Here is a 15,789-nt window from a genome sequence, read left to right as displayed (position 1 = left end):
TTGTCTGACGCTCACTTTAGACTTCTTTTCTAACAATATCTACAACCTTCTGATGAGTATGCCATCCTATTTCCGGTAAATTTATTAAGTCAAACCAATTAATATCGTTATTCTCGTCTTTATCGGTTTTAATCTCATTCTTCAACCCAACTTTTACCTCGTAAAAAAAATCAAAATGGCCTGGACTCCGGGGATCATCGTCAACCTGAAATATTCCCATTAAACTAGAACTTATTACATCCAATCCCGTCTCTTCTTTTACCTCTCTGGCCAATGAATCTTCCGGGTGCTCCCCATAATCTACAAACCCAGCAGGGAACATCCATGTATTTTTATACGGTTCTTTGTTCCGTTTAACCAGTAGTACTTTATCGCCGTTCCGAATCACGGCACCGACTGCGTTGGCCACAAACGGATAATAAGTCCAATTGTCGGTGAGACAATATTTTCTTTCTTTTTCACCGTCAAACTTTATTTCTAATTTATTACCGCAAAATGGACAATAAATAAAGTCTGGTGGGTTAATATTTAACTTCATTATTACATTTTACCCCAATCCTATTTATCTTCTTATTCAATACAAAACAGGCAAACGTTAGGTTGCGTTTTTCTTTTATTACTCCCCAATCATTTTACCCGACGTTCATCCCAAGGAAACCTTCATCCTAATAGGATAATGATCCGACACCTTGTCAAATATCTCTTCCCTTAATACCTCAAAACCTTCCACTACCACCCCTTTGGTGCAAAAGCCGTAATCTAACCTTAATAAAGGTCTATCTATTGGAATAGGCGACAGTTTACTCGGTATTGTATTTCCCGCCCCTTTTCCCATATCAACAAAACCCCTTTCTTCGATTTTTTTGATCACCTCTCCCCGCATCATTTCCCTCAAAGACGGCTCCATCACCCGGGCTTGCGGGTATCTAGAAAATAACTTCTCTATATTTTCCCTCGCTTCCGGTACCTCACTTGCACTTATGGTATTTAAGTCTCCGGCAAATACCGTCGGTTTAGCAAAATCAATTAGCCCCAAAAGTGCCATTACCTGCCTTAGTCTCGTATCCTCACTTAAGTCATCCAAATATACTGAAAATATCTCCAATTCTTTTCCTCCATTCATAATCACAGATCTAATTGCATTTCTCGTTGCCAATCTCACCGTCTCAAATCTTGTAATCGGCAATCGTGTTAAAACAGCAATACCATTATCATGCCCTTTTACCTTAAGCCTCTGGTCATTAAGCCCCACAAAATAGACATTTTCATATCCAAATAATCCTCTCAAATCATCAGGCGTAAACACCTCAGTCCATCTGTGTGTGTCAACCAAACTGACAAAATCGGCGTTAACTCCCTTTATTGCTTCTACCAACAAATCTAACCTTTCGGGTTTACTGGCCATACTGTCGTAGCCATTAAACCCTCCGCTCATTATGTTCCAGCACAAAATATCCATCAGGCTATTATACCGCAATCCTCTTTACTTCTTATCAACCTCAAATAAATCATCATTAGACTACTTCTTTGCTTCCCACAAACATATCCATCTTGCTACCTATTTTCTTCCTTCTTCAACCCATTCGGAAAATTTTCGTTTAACTTCATCCATATTTCCCGCTCCGGTTATTTTTAATATCGCCCATTTTAGCTGTTTTCTTTCCCACTCATAGGCCTCTTGGGGAAAATCTTCAGGTTGTATTTCCCCTGATATCATCTTTTCAACCAACTCATTGTACTCCTCATTATTTGCCCACTCATCTTTCAAGGCCACCGGCTCAAACTCCTCGTCATTTCTTTTAGTTGCCGATGGTGAATGAGATAGCAAGTCAATCATTGCCTGGTTTCCGCCCTTTTGCCGTGCCCACAACAAAAATGCCCTCCCCACTACTGCATCCACCCCGTTTAACTGTGGTGCCTCTGTCTGGGTAACCGGCCGGTCTATTTCCAGGCATCTTGCATATGCATCCGGGTGAGAAGCCATCATTTCCCGTGTTTCCTCTCTTGCCCTTAGCTCTAAGTCTTCAATATCTTCAGCCTCAGCCGCATTCTCGATAATATTCGCAAATCCTTCATCAAATAACCTCGTTGGCGGTTGCCTTTCTTGCCCGGTCAGAGCCCAAAGACCGATGTGCGCTAGCTCATGGGCCAACACTATCTCTGTCCCGGGGAAGTTGTTTCCCTCTAACCTAAATTCCACCAAAGCAGTATCCTCTTGTTCTTTTGTTCTAAATCTCTCGTCACAGGCTACCCTTACCCCGATTTTCGTAACATCTACTTTTGCAAGATATGGAATTTCTTCAAAATCTATTGATACCGGCAGCAGCTTAGGCTCGGGAATCCCCAACAACTTATATGCATGTCCTAATTTTTGGGAAACTGCTGATACCAACTCAGGTCTCTCCTCACATTTTATCGGTCTTTGACTTGCAACCATTTATCCCTCTTCTATTCCCACCCCTCATTATAACTTTTTTTATTTCGGGGTTTCATCAGCCAATTCTGTTTGGGAAAAAGCCCCAAGCTCCTACCACTCAATTTTCTTCCCCGGTAAAACCGTTCTATCGCCACTTGCCGATAATTCATGTTTTACCTTTTTAAGAACTTCTTGGTTTAAAAAAGTAATGTTCGTAAATAAAAATTGTTCCTGAATTTTTTCTCCCCGCCTTACTCTCATGGCATGATCAAGTAAGGGCAAATATTCAGGACTTAGGTCTAACTGTTTTGTCGTTTCAAAGATTCCATCATAAGTTAAAGGAAATTTCTTTAGTTCTAAAATTTCCAAAATCCTGGCCCCAAAGAGCGCTGATTTAAAGTTTATCGAAGTAGTTATTAAATCATTTGTTCTAAACGACCTAACTGCCGCAAACGCTGTAGCCACTTCAAAAGCCGCACTCTCCAATAAATCTGTTAATCTAATCACCGGCAGCTCCATTTTCTCCAAAATCTCCTGCCCAAATACTGTCCTGCTACTGCCAATAAGTTCCCTAAGATATATTGCCCTGGGAAATGGCGTATCCAGGTTATATTGTTTCAGCCCCTCAGCCGCAAAAGGATAAACATTCAACCCCTCGACATTATGTAACGCCGCAATTTCAGCCCTTCTTGGTTTATTTTCTTTTAAATAAATTGCCCCGACCTCATAATCACTGGTTGGTTTAAAATCTGTTCTGGCTCGAGAGCCATAAACAAAAATAGAAATCGGTTTTGTAATTTCAAAGATATTTTGAAGCGCCCCTTCTGCCTCATCACTCATTACCACGTTTGTCATCACTAGTATATTTTACTCCCACCCTGTTTTCCCAGCAAAAACTCTCTTATCGGTTTAAAATGGACCGTCATTCCGCCAAAAATTGACAAAATATGCTCCGCCGTCGGTATCAAAATGTTTTTTGCCCCCTCCAACCGTGACGTTTCGATCGGAATTAGCTCATCGCCGAATTTGGCGCTAACCGTCAGGACTCTTTTTCTATCTTTTTTTTCCAGGTTTTTGACATTGGATTCCAGCAATTTTACCGATTCCCTAAACGCCCGATAGGCCAATGTCTCTTTTTGCATTTTTCTCCTGATTTTATCCGGGGAATACCCAAACCTTAATCTGCCGCACAGACTCACCATTTTTTCTACCCGATCAAGCCTTTGTAAAAAAGCATTCATCGCCAAGCTAGCTCCGGCGCTGATTCCCATCAAAAAAATTGTCTCTTTTCCACTTTCTTTATCAATCATTTTTAATAATCTGACGAGCTTTGGCTTTACTCCTTTACCGTTTCCCCAATTTGGTAGAAATATAAACGGCCTTAATCCCTCATTTTTCCACCAGGCCGACCCAAGGCCAAGCTCGCGTTTGCTGTCTCCCAAACCCGATACTACGATTATTTTCCTCATCCGCCCATTATATACGTTTTTCTGTCTTTCATCCCAAATTGCAACCTCAACTGTCAATTTGGTTAATTTTCATATCCTCAACGTCTAACTATCGCCGATCTCATCACGGTAGTTATCCTAGAGGGATCAATACTGGATTGCATATCGTACCCCATCCTCAAAATATTAGCCCAGGCCTTGATTACATTCGAATTTATCATTGGTGTACCTCTATCAGCCGCCTCTAGAAACGCTCTTTCAACCAATGAGGCGACCTCATAATCACCAACAGAATCTTTATCATCATCAAATAACTCCAAGCCACGTGCCATAGTCACGTTAGGATTCAATGTTGTTGCGGCCCTGACAATACCAGTCGCCCTTTCCCTTCTCAATTTTAATAACTCCTGTCCTCTCGCTCTCCTTTCGGCGTTTAATTCTAAAGCATTAAGTCCTTCAGTCTCAAGCCGTAGGTCAACCATTGCCAAAGAATCATCAACAACCGTATTTGCCTCCGGCCCCAATTCACCCAAGAGTTGGTTCAACCTTCCAAATCTATCTCTCCACCTCGGATCGCTTACCACCTCTCTTTCTTTTCGACTCAATACCACAATTCTAACTGGACCATGCTCTCTTCCCATAAAAAATCTCCTTAAATCAATAACACGAAACGACACCCGAATAATATTTCAAATCAACCATTTTGTCAACTAATTCCATTAATTTGTTTTTTTCGGACAACTCCTGATTACTTTAATCGACCAATACAAAAGATACGAAAATATCAAAACCTCCACAACGAAAACCACCAAAAACACCTGCCCCACCGAATTTAATACCCGCCCGTATTTATAGTTATCCCAAACCACTCGGGTTGTAACATAAAAAACCGCCGGGGAAACAACTGCCAAAAGTAGCAATATTAATTGCAGCTTATCATCACTTTCCTTAATGGTTCTCAGGGTCAAAAATGGCTGGTAGCTCAAAAGATATAAGTTACAAAGCAATTTCCACGCCTGTTTGGCCCCGACCAAAATTGACAACTTAGCAATTTTTTCAACTCTTTTTTTGATCATAGTTCCACGCCAGACGGAACTGTTTTTTGGCCCTTATTAGCCGGGATTCAACCGCTTTTACACTCAATTTCAAAATACCGGCGATTTGTCTGATCTTCATTCCGTCTACATACTTTAGTCGTAAAAGGCTGCCGTATCCTGCTTTTAGCTCCCTTAGTGTTTTTTTAATTTCACCCTTTAGCTCGGCCTCTATACTTTCTCGCTCCGGGCTGAGGGCTTTATCGGCCACATCTTCAAACACTTCCGAAACCGAAAACAGCACCGTCTTTATTTTTTTCTTTCGGTAATAGTCAATTATTTTATGCTTGGCAATACTGCAAATCCAACTGAATTCAGAGCACTTATTGTCGTAATTAGGTAGCGACTTAATCGCTGCCATCAATATGTCGTTTGTCAGCTCCTCAGCCAACCCTTCATCATCAATCCTTTTTGCCACAAAGCCCCGGACGCTTTGATAGTATTTGTTATAAAAAATGTCCACTGCCCTCTAATTTATCACAATTTTCCCTTTATTTTAACACCAAAACCACCTATACTATTTTATGCTTCTTGCCCCCCGGGTTAACAACCTAAAGACAATCAGCCGTGAACTTCGTCTTGATCTGCTGGATATGATTTACCAATCAGGTGGAGGCCATATCGGAGGTTCGCTTTCTTCTCTGGACCTAATGATTGCTGTCTATTTTTCCGATGTTTTTAACCACAAAAAAGATCATTTTGTCCTGTCTGCCGGCCATCTTTGCCCGGCCTTGTATGTAGTCCTGGCGAAATTAGGGCTTTTTTCCAGAGAGCTTCTTTCTTCCTATTCTTCCTTTGGCTCCATTCTCCAGGGGCATGTTTCCACCGATGTTCCCGGAGTTGAATATTCCGCCGGCTCCCTGGGCCAGGGACTGTCGTTTTCCTGTGGACTGGCACTTGGCGATAAAAAGAATACCACCATATGTCTCACCTCCGATGGGGAGCACCAGGAAGGGCAAACCTGGGAAGCCGCCATGTTTGCCAGCAAATATCATCTCGGCAACCTGATAAATATTGTCGACTACAACCACTATCAAATCGATGGGGCTACCGACGACATAATGCCCCTGGGTAATCTTGCCGGCAAGTATGTTCAATTCGGCTGGACTGTTACCACTGTCGATGGTCACGATTTTAAAAAAATTACCAAGGCCATAAAGGACGCCCAAGACTCCGATTTTCCCAATTGTATAATTGCCAAAACCATTATTGGCAAGGGCGTTTCTTTCATGCAGCACGACTACCACTACCACGACATTAAAAATTTGCCCGAAAATCTACATCAAAGGGCCAGAAAAGAAATCGACAACCATGGTTAAAGACCTATCCATCCGCCAGGCTTTTGGAGAAACTCTTACCAAACTTGCCAGGCATGATAGAAGTATTTATGTCGTCAATGCCGACTTAAAATCATCGCTTTCTTTAAATAAGTTCGCCAAATTATTCCCTTCCCGCTTCATTGAGTGTGGTGTCGCCGAAGCCAATGCCGCCGGCGTTGCCGCCGGCTTAGCCAAAACCGGCAAAAAAGTTTTTCTTACTTCATTTTCCTGTTTTTCCCCATCCATAAACTGGAATACCATTAAGCAATCCATCTGTTATAACCATGCCAATGTCACTATCGTTGGTTCTCACTCCGGTCTTTTCAGTACCGACCTTGGCGCCACCCATCAGATGCTCGAAGACGTCGCCCTTATGCGCTCCTTACCAAATATGCAGGTTTTTGCTCCGCTTGACGCCATTGAAACCGAAAAAATAGTCTCCGTAATTGCCCGAAGCCCCCTGCCTTCATATCTTCGCCTGATCCGCCCTCACACTCCCTCAATTTATAATCCCAAAAACAGCTTTACCATCGGAAAATCTTATGTTTTAAAAAGAGGGCACAGTGTCACGGTTTTGGGTTATGGCCCAACCCTGATTCAGGCTTTCAACATTGGCTCCACCAGTGTTGAAATTATAAATTGCTCTTCTATAAAACCGCTAGATTCCGAGACCATTTTAAAAAGTGTTGAAAAAACCGGCCGCCTGATCGTTCTCGAAGACCATCAAAAAAATGGCGGATTGGGGGAAGCTGTCGCTTCCCTGGTACTATCTGCCGGTCTCTCCCCGAAATTTATTCATCTTGCCGTCGACAACCGTTTTGGCCAATCAGCCAAAGACTTTCGGGAACTTTATAAACACTATGGTATCGGTGTCGATTATTTACGCGAAGCCGTAAATGTTATCATGTCATCTAGATGAACACCCTTCGCCAATATTTTGATCAATATAAATCAAACCATCTTTCTCTGCCTGCCTTCAACATAGACTGTTTTGAAATCTATCAGGCCGTCGAAAGTGCTGTCTCCGAGACAAACTTACCCTGCATTGTTCAACTATCAACTGGCGAAGATATTTTCGTCCGAGCAGAAAGATTATTGATGTTGGTTAAAAAAGCCAGAATTGAAGGTCTGCCGATTTTTCTCAACATGGATCATGGAAAAGATATTTCCCGCCTTAAACGGTTGCTCACTCTTGGTTTTGACATGGTCCATTTTGATGGTTCTGCCTTCAGTTATCAGGAAAATTTAGAAATTTCCAAAAATTTTATCTCCGAAATACGCCATTCAAACCCCGATTCTCTTATAGAAGTCGAATTTAACAAAATTAATCTGATCGAAAACGGATTTTCCGCAGAAAGTTTCACCAAACCCCTCCAAGCTTCCGAATTTATGTCTGCCACTGGCGCCGATCTTTTGGCTGTATCCATTGGCAATCTCCATGGTGTCAACACTACCTATCCCGAAAATATTGACCTTGATCTTCTTTCCCAAATAGCTGCATCCATTCCCGAAAATTTTCTTACCCTCCACGGTGGTTCAGGTATCAGCCCCGAGCAAATCGATCGGGCCATTCAAACGGGGATTGTCAAGATCAATATCAACACCGATCTTCGTTTGAAATATCTCTCCTCCCTTCGCCACAGCTTATCGGCGATAAATTCAGAAAAAATCTACGAATACCTTGCCCCCGCCATCGACGAAGTGAAAGAAATTGTCAAGCAAAGAATTGTGCAGCTTTCCCTTTCTCATTCTTAGCCTGAATATAACCGCCCCTATCAGGTACTGAAAATAAAAATGGAGATTCCCCGCGTTCAAAATATTCCTGGATCCAATGGTTAATTGCCTCCACATCTGTGGCTCTTTCCCCGATACCCGGTTTTAAGAGATGTACAAGTTCATGCCATAAATTTAAAGGCAGAGTTCTGTCGTCTGTTGCATATGTCTTCCCTGTGCCCTCGTCGGAGATACTAAAATCACTCGCTCTCGGTCTGGATTGACTTATCTTAGGGCGTCCATTTACATTGCGCCGGGCCCCCAATGGTACCAACTGAGTACTATATTTTCCACGACCGTCTACTCCGACTGCCCAATAGTTCCCAATCCTGCTTTTTCCGGTACAGATTACGATAACATCAGTGTTTTTTAGCCCAATAATTTCTTCGACCATTGAAGCCGGAACCATGACACCTCCGAAGTTCGTTTCTTTACTCATCCACTCCCTTAGCTGGCCCTCGCTTGCGTCCTGAAGAAACCTCTGGCTTACTTTTATACTTTGGAGTGTTGTATCATCCATCTTCTCTCCTCTTGCCTGTGACAGTTGAAATTCCATGGCTGTTAGTTCCTGCTGTCTGTATTCTTCTATCCCGGCTGATTCTTCACCTCCTATGCTTTTATAAGCCGGTCCCGCTAGTTCCCGGATTTCCTCATAACGTTGGTCATTTAAAGAATCTGGCGAAAAAGTCGGTTCATCAACCATTGCCACAATAAGTTTTTTTTGGCCACCCGGTTGATATTCCGCCAACGGGCCGTCGGCGTCAAAAGCCATTTCTCTTATATGTAGCTCAACTGCCCCATTTATTACTTTTATCCCTCTTCTTTCTAAATCTTCCGGACTGACCACATCAGGCGGTAATTCGTTGAACAGTGGTCTGTCTTCACTTGGTTTATATGTATCCGGCCCCGGCTCCGGAGCCTCAATTAATGCGATAACTTGGTATTCGTGTTCTTTTCTTGCCACGTTTCGTGCTTTTACAATCTCTTGTTTGTCAATAAACATTTTTGGCTCGTCCCCGATTTGATAGGCAATTGACCCGCTCGAACCGTAAAACATCGTTATTCCCCCCATTTCAATGGTGCTTTGAAATACCTCCGTTGGTTTTGCAGACGGTACTGGTTCAGGCGTCTGTGTCGGGGTCGAAGTCACCGTCGGAGTAGCTGTCGGTATCGCGGTATACGTGGGTTTTAGTGTTTTGCTTGGAGACACTTCAGTCACCTTATTTTTTGCTTGAACCCCATTCTCGTTATTTCCATTGAGCCCCGTCCCCAGTGTAGCTGCCGCGATGACTAGCATTCCCGCTACTACTGGTCTCCACCCTCCACCGCTTTCACTACCCATCTTTCTTGTTTTAACCCAATAAACGGTCTAACATAGTTTATGTACGATATTATATCTTTTGGTGCCTCAACTGTCGATATTCTTGTCAAATCTGAACAATTAGTTCAAAAAAACGGGATTTTAGGTCTGCCTGTTTCTTCCAAAAATGAAATTTCTCAGAGTTTAATTTGTTCGGGTGGTGGGGGCAGTAATTCTTCGGTTGCTTTTTCCCGTCTCGGTCTGAAAACTGCCTGCGTTTCGCTTCTCGGCAGCGACACCCTTAGTCGTTATGTTATGTCAGATTTTGCCACAGAAAAAGTGGATACTTCCCTTCTGAGCCGTCCCCCCGATGAGCTTACCGATTTTTCTGTAATTCTGGTTGCTCACGATGGTAGTCGCTCGATTATGACCTATCGCGGTAAAAATCGACTCGAAGAAAAACATCTTGCTTGGTCAAAAATTGAAAAAACCAAGTGGTTTTATATCGCTTCCCTCGAAGGCAACCTTGATCTTTTAGAAAAATTAATTGGTTTTGCCTTTGATCACAAAATCAAAGTAGCCTTGAATCCCGGCAATAGGGAACTATCAAAAAAAAGACAAATAATTCCGCTCCTAAAATATATCGACTTTTTCCTTCTCAACAAAACAGAATCCGAAAATCTAATGGATTCCCAAAACGATGATTCTGGTTTCTGGTCAAAGGTTGCCGCCCTTAAATCACTTATTACTGCGGTAACCAATGGCCGGCAGGGCGCTCACGTTTTCACCTGTGGTCAGCATCTTTTTTCACCCATTATCAATATCAAACCGGTCGATGAAACCGGGGCCGGAGATTCCTTTGGTTCGGCTTTTGTAGCGGCTCTGATTTACGGAAAAGATCCCGGGGAAGCCCTGTCCTGGGGTATAAAAAACTCAGCCTCTGTTGTTTCCGCCATGGGAGCAAAAACCGCTCTGTTAACTCTAAAGCAAATCAAGTAGTCTATGAGCTCCAAATTAGACAAAACAAAAAAAATATTTCCCAGTCAACAGCTCAGTTTGGTTGAGCCGCTTGAAAGTGCTGCCAAGGCCAAAAAGAAAAAAACTACTCTGATGATTGCTCTTTTTCTTTGTATTGGCCTGAGCACCATTTTTGCTGCCTATCGAACCATAAATCGAATCATTAGCGAAAAAAAATATCAAAAAATTAAAATAAATTTAGACCTACCGGATCTAAAAATTAACTCCTCCAACCGAGTTGACTTGGATGCCAGTATCAATCCTCTGATTCAAGACAATGACAGCCTTTGGTCCTTTTATGTGGAAACTCTCCCGGCCACTAGCCAATCATTTTCCTGGTCAAGAAACCGTGATCAAATGTTTCTCGAGAGCAATCCTGTTAATACAGTTTCTCAGCTCTTAAAAAAAGAAAATGCCGTCGATAGTCTGGCAAAAAACAATCTCCCTGAAGGTGCCCAAATCAAAGAAAACCAAATTGCCAAAGATAATTATTTTGAATATCAATCAATCGTCACCGTTCCCGGAAAACAAATCTTTATTGTTATCAAAACCTCCGGTGGCACCAATCTCGAAAAATCTAAGTCGCTTATTCCGCTTCTCGTGGAAAAAATCTATTGGAGTGTCATCAAAATTTAGGCCCTTCCCTTATTTTTGAGCAGGTGTGGGCGTTATATGTAGTGAGCATTTTACATCTTTTTCAGTCCCCACCGAAAAATATTCCTCCCTCCCGCAGACATTAACTTTTATCACATCATATGGCACCTCCCAACTTTCATCTGTTTTTTGCGCAAGCATTTCCTTCATTATTTGATTCCAAATCGGCGTCGCCCCGGAAATTCCCGACGCCACCCAGCTCATGGGCGAGCTGTCGTTGTTTCCCACCCATGCCGCCACCAGGTAACTCGGTGTCCAACCGATACACCAATTATCCTTAAGATTGTTAGTCGTTCCGGTTTTTACTGCCACATTTTTCCCCTCAATTCTTAGCAGTGAATTTGGCCCGAAGATCGTAGTTCTGGCCTGATTATCCGACAACACATTATTTATCAAAAAAGCATATCTGGGCTCAAATATTTCATCACTTTCCTGCCTCTTTTCAAAAATTGTTTCCCCCAGATAGTTGTTAATTCTTAATACCGGACTTAAATCTATCTTTTTACCCATATTGGCAAAAACTGAATAAGCTTGAGCCAGTTCTGTCATTCTCACCTCTGCGCCACCCAGCGCCAGGGCCAGTCCAAATCTCGATCTGTCTGTCCATGTGGTAATCCCCATGCTTTCAGCCAGATCAATCATATTATTCACTCCGTTTTTTTCCAGTAACTTTACCGAGGGCACGTTTAGGGAATTCGCCAGAGCAGTTCTTAGTGTCACCTGTCCCATATATTTACCATTATAATTATTCGGACTATACGGTTTTTGCCCTTTCACATAATAGGTAATCGGGCTGTCCTCAATTGTCGACATTAGAGTCATTCCGTTTTTTAACGCCAGAAGATAATTTATCGGTTTTATCGACGACCCCGGTTGCCTCAGCGCTGTCGTCACATTATATTTACCGTCAATCTCCTTTGAATAATAGTCTTTAGACCCAACCATAGCCAATATCTCACCTGTCTTAACGTCAATTACCACTGCCGCCCCGTTACTAATTCGAAGCCTTTTCACCTTTTCCGTTTCGCTTTTCACTTTTTCTTCGGCCATCGTTTGAATATCGCTATCAAGGCTCGTAGTAACCGTCAGCCCCAACCGGCCAAAATTTACAAATCCATATTTTTTTTCCAAAATATCTTTTACATAAAACACAAAATGAGGTGCTCTGATTATTCTGTTTTCTTCAGCAATTACAATCTTCTCGTTTTTTAGCTGAAGAGCCCGCCTCTCGTCAATATAGCCGGCATTCACCATCTGGTCGATTACTTGTAGTTGTCTGATGTGGGCATATTCCGGGCTGCTGCCGAAAGGGGAGTAGGAGCTTGGCGCTGCCGGCAAACCGGCCAAAAAGGTTGACTCAGCCGCCGTTATTTCCCATACATTTTTGCCAAAATATTTAATTGCCGCTTCCTGTGCCCCATACGTTTCTCCGCCATAAGCAACCTGATTAAAATACCTTTCCAATATTTCCTTTTTAGTTAATTTTGTTTCCAACACCACCGCCAAAATTGCCTCTTTTATTTTTCTTTGCCAGGTTTTTTCCCGGGTGAAATAAACATTTTTTACCAACTGCTGTGTAATGGTTGACCCGCCTCTCGGCCCCTGTTGGCCGTTTTTTCTGAAGTTATATAAGACTGCCTGAATTATCCCTTTTATCGATATTCCATGATGTTGGTAAAACTCTTTATCTTCTATTGCAATAGTTGCATTTATCAGTGACTCTGGGATTCTGTCTATTGAAGTCCAGCTTCGGTTTTCCTCGTCGTAAAATTTATATAGCAGTTTCCCCCTCCGGTCCAATATTCTTGTTGACAATCTTGGAGGATTATAAATTTCGTTAATATTTGGCAAATCAACCAAAAATTGTTTATAAAGCCACACCATTCCCACCGTCATCGCCACCATCAATATTGTTCCCATAAAATAACCCCACGAAATTCGTTTCACCGTCCTTACCAATGGCCGACCGGCTAAAATTAAAAATCGTTTTATCCCTTCCACCCTTTTCTTTCGCCCCATTAATTTATTGTCGTAACCACTTTTTCTGCCTCAGGATTGGTTAGCGGGCAGTCCAGACACACCGTTACTCCGCTTATATCTTTTATCACCGCGTGATCCTGCCATTCCGTATTAGGTTTATTATCACCATCACTGACCACTCTCCCGGTATCTTTGTCGATCAATACATTAGCCCGGAGAGGTATCTTGCTGGTTGGTTTATATTCGTTTTTAAAGTATTCGTAGTGACTGTCACAGCCCTCGTCCGGTACCAGACCCCCCGTAACATTACAAACATACATACCCACTACATTTGATGGCATCACCGGCTTTTTTATCGGCCTGTCTTGTAGATAATAGGTCATAATTTTATTCCATATCGGTGCCGCCCCGGTCGTTCCGGAAACCACTCCGCTCATTTTTGAATTATCATTATTTCCCACCCATGTCGTTACTACTACATCGGGAGTATATCCGATTGTCCAGTTATCTCTTAGATCGTTTGTTGTCCCTGTCTTTACCGCCACCTCCGAATGACCTTTAATGTTTAACATTGATCCTCTCCCGAAAACCATTGCCCTGGCTCCGTCATCAGACAAAATTTGTTGGATAATAAAAGATGTCTCTCGTGACAACACCCTATCTCCCGGAACATATTTATACTCATCGATAACCTCGTCGTTTCTGTCTCTGACTTCCAATATCGGATTTAATGGTTGTTTCGACCCCATATTTGCCAACACTCCAAATGCCACGTTCATATCGGTCATTTTTACCTCTCCTCCTCCTAAAGTTAGTGACAATCCAAAGTCAGAAGCGTTGTTAAAGGTTGATATTCCCATCGCCGAGGCCGAAGCAACAAATGCTTCCAATCCGTTCAGCTTTAATACTTTTACCGCCGCGATATTCAAAGAGCTCGCCAACGAATTCCGTACCGTTTGCAGCCCAAAGTACCTATTCCCGTAATTCGTCGGACAGTATGATTTCAATCCCGTCACATTAAAACAAGTCGGCCCGTCATTGATTACCGATGCCGCCGTAATTTTTCCATTTTCTATTGCCACCGCATAATTAAGTGGTTTTATCGACGACCCGGGTTGTCGCAAAGCCGTCGTCACATTATATTCGCCATCTATGTCTATCGAGAAATAGTCCTTTGACCCTACCATGGCCAGAATTTTTCCGCTCTTTGGTTCGGTAATCAGGGCTGCTCCGTTCGAAACCTTATATCTAACTAGTTTTGCCATTTCAGACGCTATTGCCGTTTCAGCAAAATTTTGTAGGTCAGAGTCAAGGGTTGTTTTTATTTTCAGGCCGCCTTCATTCACCTTTTTAATTCCGTATTTATCTATTAATTGCTGTCTGACATAAAAGACAAAATGAGGCGCCACCAGATTCCCCTTATTAATATAAAAATTGGGTTCCTCATTTTTGGACTGTTCCTCCTGCTCCGCTGTTATATATTCCAACTCTCTCATTCTCGCCAACACCATATTTCGTCTGTTAATGGCCGCTACCGGATTTTTAAAAGGGGAGTATTTGGAAGGTGATCCTGGAAGCCCCGCAATCAGTGCCGATTCTGCTAAAGTTAATTCACCCACGTTTTTATTAAAAATCCCTTTTGAAGCTGCTTGGACTCCCCACAATGTTCCTCCATAAGGGGTTTGGTTAAAGTACATTTCTAAAATCTGATCTTTTGAATAATAAATCTCCGTGACAACTGTCAGTACTGCCTCTTTTATCTTTCGGGACACCGTCCTTTCCGGAGTCAATAGAGCGTTTTTGACTAGCTGCTGCGTTAGAGTTGAGCCGCCCTGAAGTCTTCTTTCTACAATTGTCCGATATAGTCCGCGGACAATACCCCTTAGATCAAATCCGAAATGACTGTAAAAACCTGAATCCTCGATTGCCAGAGTCGCCTTTTTCAGGCTCTCCGGGACTTCCCCAAGTTCTACCGGCAGCCTTCTTTTTTCAGAATACATTTCATATAAAAGTTTTCCCTTATTATCAAAAATTTGAGATGATTCCGGATATTCATACGTCATCAACTTTTTGGGATTGGGCAAATCCTGAGACACCGCCACAGCCAAAACTACTATCCCTGTCAAAAGTAAAAATATTCCCAAAAACAAAGCCAACCGCAGTTTTTTACCCTTCGTCTTCTTTCTCTTGGCTTTTTTGTTTTTGGTTCCACTCATCCAGCTCTTTAATTAATTGGTTATATTTACTAGTATCTAGCTCAAAAGAATTTTCTGAAGTTTTCAGTATTTGCATATAAGCAAATCCGGCTTTAAAAATCCGCGATTGCATCTGCCTTGAATCATCAGTTTCTTCTTGAACCCCGGAAATTGATATTTCGGCTAATTTTAAAGCGTCAAAGGCTTCTTGTGAAGCCTCCAAACCGACTTTGCTTCTATTGTCTTCCAAAAGTATCTTGGCCTCGGCCATTCTTTTGTCGGCCACCAGTAATTGCACTTTTGCTTTTTTAATACTTCCTGAACTAAATTTTACCCAAAGAAAATCTCTGACTTTTTTGAATCCATAAAATGGGTTTGTCGGTAGCATTCCGGCCTCGGGTAACTTATAAAAGTATTCCTCCTTTTCAAACTCATCGTTGACAATCACAAACTTAATCGGATCATTACGTAGGGTTTCTTCATTTCCCTCAACCGCCATAATTTCCAATCCGGCCCTTGCCATCGATACCACCAAGATTACCACCCCCAGTAGCAGGGAAACCACCATATACGCCATTCGGCTCAGTTTCATT

17 protein-coding genes are annotated in these 15,789 nt (G+C 42.3%); 5 read left to right on the top strand and 12 right to left on the bottom strand.

Going from position 1 to position 15,789, the window contains the following annotated elements:
* Nucleotides 1–16: 16 nt before the first annotated feature.
* The 8 genes from WC841_03345 to WC841_03310 form a co-directional block, all read right to left on the bottom strand.
* Nucleotides 17–538: an NUDIX hydrolase gene (locus WC841_03345; GenBank protein MFA5828365.1), complete on the bottom strand. Its 522-nt coding sequence runs from the start codon at nucleotides 536–538 to the stop codon at nucleotides 17–19.
* Nucleotides 539–643: 105 nt separating this feature from the next.
* The gene (locus tag WC841_03340; protein MFA5828364.1) at nucleotides 644–1,459 is read right to left on the bottom strand and encodes an endonuclease/exonuclease/phosphatase family protein; all 816 of its coding nucleotides are present in this window, start codon (nucleotides 1,457–1,459) and stop codon (nucleotides 644–646) included.
* Nucleotides 1,460–1,558: 99 nt separating this feature from the next.
* Complete coding sequence (locus WC841_03335) at nucleotides 1,559–2,437, bottom strand: hypothetical protein (protein MFA5828363.1); 879 nt, start codon at nucleotides 2,435–2,437, stop codon at nucleotides 1,559–1,561.
* Nucleotides 2,438–2,527: 90 nt separating this feature from the next.
* Nucleotides 2,528–3,271 (bottom strand): nucleotidyltransferase domain-containing protein, encoded by a 744-nt coding sequence (locus WC841_03330; protein ID MFA5828362.1) that lies wholly within the window; start codon nucleotides 3,269–3,271, stop codon nucleotides 2,528–2,530.
* Between the two features lie 2 nt (nucleotides 3,272–3,273).
* A complete protein-coding gene (locus tag WC841_03325; GenBank protein ID MFA5828361.1) occupies nucleotides 3,274–3,885 on the bottom strand; it encodes an alpha/beta hydrolase in 612 nt (203 codons plus the stop codon).
* A 77-nt stretch (nucleotides 3,886–3,962) separates the two neighbouring features.
* Nucleotides 3,963–4,541: a hypothetical protein gene (locus tag WC841_03320; protein MFA5828360.1), complete on the bottom strand. Its 579-nt coding sequence runs from the start codon at nucleotides 4,539–4,541 to the stop codon at nucleotides 3,963–3,965.
* A 42-nt stretch (nucleotides 4,542–4,583) separates the two neighbouring features.
* Complete coding sequence (locus WC841_03315; GenBank protein ID MFA5828359.1) at nucleotides 4,584–4,940, bottom strand: hypothetical protein; 357 nt, start codon at nucleotides 4,938–4,940, stop codon at nucleotides 4,584–4,586.
* A complete protein-coding gene (locus tag WC841_03310) occupies nucleotides 4,921–5,421 on the bottom strand; it encodes a sigma-70 family RNA polymerase sigma factor (protein ID MFA5828358.1) in 501 nt (166 codons plus the stop codon). Before WC841_03310 ends, WC841_03315 begins: the two co-directional genes overlap by 20 nt.
* Nucleotides 5,422–5,482: 61 nt before the next feature.
* Here WC841_03310 and WC841_03305 point away from each other — a divergent pair, with 61 nt between their 5' ends.
* From WC841_03305 to WC841_03295, 3 genes are read left to right on the top strand one after another with little or no spacing between them, the layout of a single operon-like run.
* Nucleotides 5,483–6,277: a transketolase gene (locus tag WC841_03305; GenBank protein MFA5828357.1), complete on the top strand. Its 795-nt coding sequence runs from the start codon at nucleotides 5,483–5,485 to the stop codon at nucleotides 6,275–6,277.
* A complete protein-coding gene (locus WC841_03300; protein ID MFA5828356.1) occupies nucleotides 6,270–7,196 on the top strand; it encodes a transketolase C-terminal domain-containing protein in 927 nt (308 codons plus the stop codon). Before WC841_03305 ends, WC841_03300 begins: the two co-directional genes overlap by 8 nt.
* Nucleotides 7,193–8,032: a class II fructose-bisphosphate aldolase gene (locus WC841_03295; protein MFA5828355.1), complete on the top strand. Its 840-nt coding sequence runs from the start codon at nucleotides 7,193–7,195 to the stop codon at nucleotides 8,030–8,032. Before WC841_03300 ends, WC841_03295 begins: the two co-directional genes overlap by 4 nt.
* Here WC841_03295 and WC841_03290 read toward each other — a convergent pair.
* The gene (locus tag WC841_03290; protein MFA5828354.1) at nucleotides 7,992–9,392 is read right to left on the bottom strand and encodes a hypothetical protein; all 1,401 of its coding nucleotides are present in this window, start codon (nucleotides 9,390–9,392) and stop codon (nucleotides 7,992–7,994) included. The genes WC841_03295 and WC841_03290 overlap by 41 nt on opposite strands.
* A 39-nt stretch (nucleotides 9,393–9,431) precedes the next feature.
* On the opposite strand from WC841_03290, the gene WC841_03285 reads away from it, so the two are divergent.
* Nucleotides 9,432–10,349: a carbohydrate kinase family protein gene (locus WC841_03285; protein ID MFA5828353.1), complete on the top strand. Its 918-nt coding sequence runs from the start codon at nucleotides 9,432–9,434 to the stop codon at nucleotides 10,347–10,349.
* A 3-nt stretch (nucleotides 10,350–10,352) separates the two neighbouring features.
* Nucleotides 10,353–11,003 carry a hypothetical protein gene (locus WC841_03280; GenBank protein ID MFA5828352.1) on the top strand — a complete coding sequence of 217 codons (651 nt, stop codon included), beginning with the start codon at nucleotides 10,353–10,355 and terminating at the stop codon, nucleotides 11,001–11,003.
* Between the two features lie 9 nt (nucleotides 11,004–11,012).
* Here the strand turns inward: WC841_03280 and WC841_03275 are convergent, their stop codons facing one another.
* Genes WC841_03275 through WC841_03265 form a run of 3 tightly spaced genes read right to left on the bottom strand, consistent with a single transcriptional unit; the run spans nucleotide 11,013 to nucleotide 15,788 of the window.
* Entirely contained in the window at nucleotides 11,013–13,040 is a 2,028-nt protein-coding gene (locus WC841_03275; GenBank protein MFA5828351.1) for a PBP1A family penicillin-binding protein, read from the bottom strand.
* The gene (locus tag WC841_03270) at nucleotides 13,040–15,217 is read right to left on the bottom strand and encodes a transglycosylase domain-containing protein (protein MFA5828350.1); all 2,178 of its coding nucleotides are present in this window, start codon (nucleotides 15,215–15,217) and stop codon (nucleotides 13,040–13,042) included. The genes WC841_03275 and WC841_03270 overlap by 1 nt, the downstream gene beginning before the upstream one ends.
* Nucleotides 15,168–15,788: a DUF5667 domain-containing protein gene (locus tag WC841_03265; GenBank protein ID MFA5828349.1), complete on the bottom strand. Its 621-nt coding sequence runs from the start codon at nucleotides 15,786–15,788 to the stop codon at nucleotides 15,168–15,170. Before WC841_03265 ends, WC841_03270 begins: the two co-directional genes overlap by 50 nt.
* Nucleotide 15,789 lies beyond the last annotated feature (1 nt).

The sequence above is a fragment of the Candidatus Shapirobacteria bacterium genome (genome assembly GCA_041659325.1).
Lineage (GTDB): Bacteria > Patescibacteriota > Microgenomatia > UBA12405 > UBA12405 > JBAZYN01.
Note: the sequence above shows the minus strand (reverse complement) of the source record. Positions and strands in the feature narration are given on the sequence as shown.

Excerpts from the sequence above, each read along its gene's own strand:
- WC841_03295 (MFA5828355.1), top strand. The coding sequence starts at position 7,193 with ATGAACACCCTTCGCCAATATTTTGATCAATATAAATCAAACCATCTT.
- WC841_03275 (MFA5828351.1), bottom strand. The coding sequence starts at position 13,040 with ATGGGGCGAAAGAAAAGGGTGGAAGGGATAAAACGATTTTTAATTTTA.
- WC841_03280 (MFA5828352.1), top strand. The coding sequence starts at position 10,353 with ATGAGCTCCAAATTAGACAAAACAAAAAAAATATTTCCCAGTCAACAG.
- WC841_03270 (MFA5828350.1), bottom strand. The coding sequence starts at position 15,217 with ATGAGTGGAACCAAAAACAAAAAAGCCAAGAGAAAGAAGACGAAGGGT.
- WC841_03345 (MFA5828365.1), bottom strand. The coding sequence starts at position 538 with ATGAAGTTAAATATTAACCCACCAGACTTTATTTATTGTCCATTTTGC.
- WC841_03265 (MFA5828349.1), bottom strand. The coding sequence starts at position 15,788 with ATGAAACTGAGCCGAATGGCGTATATGGTGGTTTCCCTGCTACTGGGG.
- WC841_03300 (MFA5828356.1), top strand. The coding sequence starts at position 6,270 with ATGGTTAAAGACCTATCCATCCGCCAGGCTTTTGGAGAAACTCTTACC.
- WC841_03305 (MFA5828357.1), top strand. The coding sequence starts at position 5,483 with ATGCTTCTTGCCCCCCGGGTTAACAACCTAAAGACAATCAGCCGTGAA.
- WC841_03285 (MFA5828353.1), top strand. The coding sequence starts at position 9,432 with ATGTACGATATTATATCTTTTGGTGCCTCAACTGTCGATATTCTTGTC.
- WC841_03340 (MFA5828364.1), bottom strand. The coding sequence starts at position 1,459 with ATGGATATTTTGTGCTGGAACATAATGAGCGGAGGGTTTAATGGCTAC.
- WC841_03315 (MFA5828359.1), bottom strand. The coding sequence starts at position 4,940 with ATGATCAAAAAAAGAGTTGAAAAAATTGCTAAGTTGTCAATTTTGGTC.
- WC841_03290 (MFA5828354.1), bottom strand. The coding sequence starts at position 9,392 with ATGGGTAGTGAAAGCGGTGGAGGGTGGAGACCAGTAGTAGCGGGAATG.
- WC841_03325 (MFA5828361.1), bottom strand. The coding sequence starts at position 3,885 with ATGAGGAAAATAATCGTAGTATCGGGTTTGGGAGACAGCAAACGCGAG.
- WC841_03335 (MFA5828363.1), bottom strand. The coding sequence starts at position 2,437 with ATGGTTGCAAGTCAAAGACCGATAAAATGTGAGGAGAGACCTGAGTTG.
- WC841_03330 (MFA5828362.1), bottom strand. The coding sequence starts at position 3,271 with ATGACAAACGTGGTAATGAGTGATGAGGCAGAAGGGGCGCTTCAAAAT.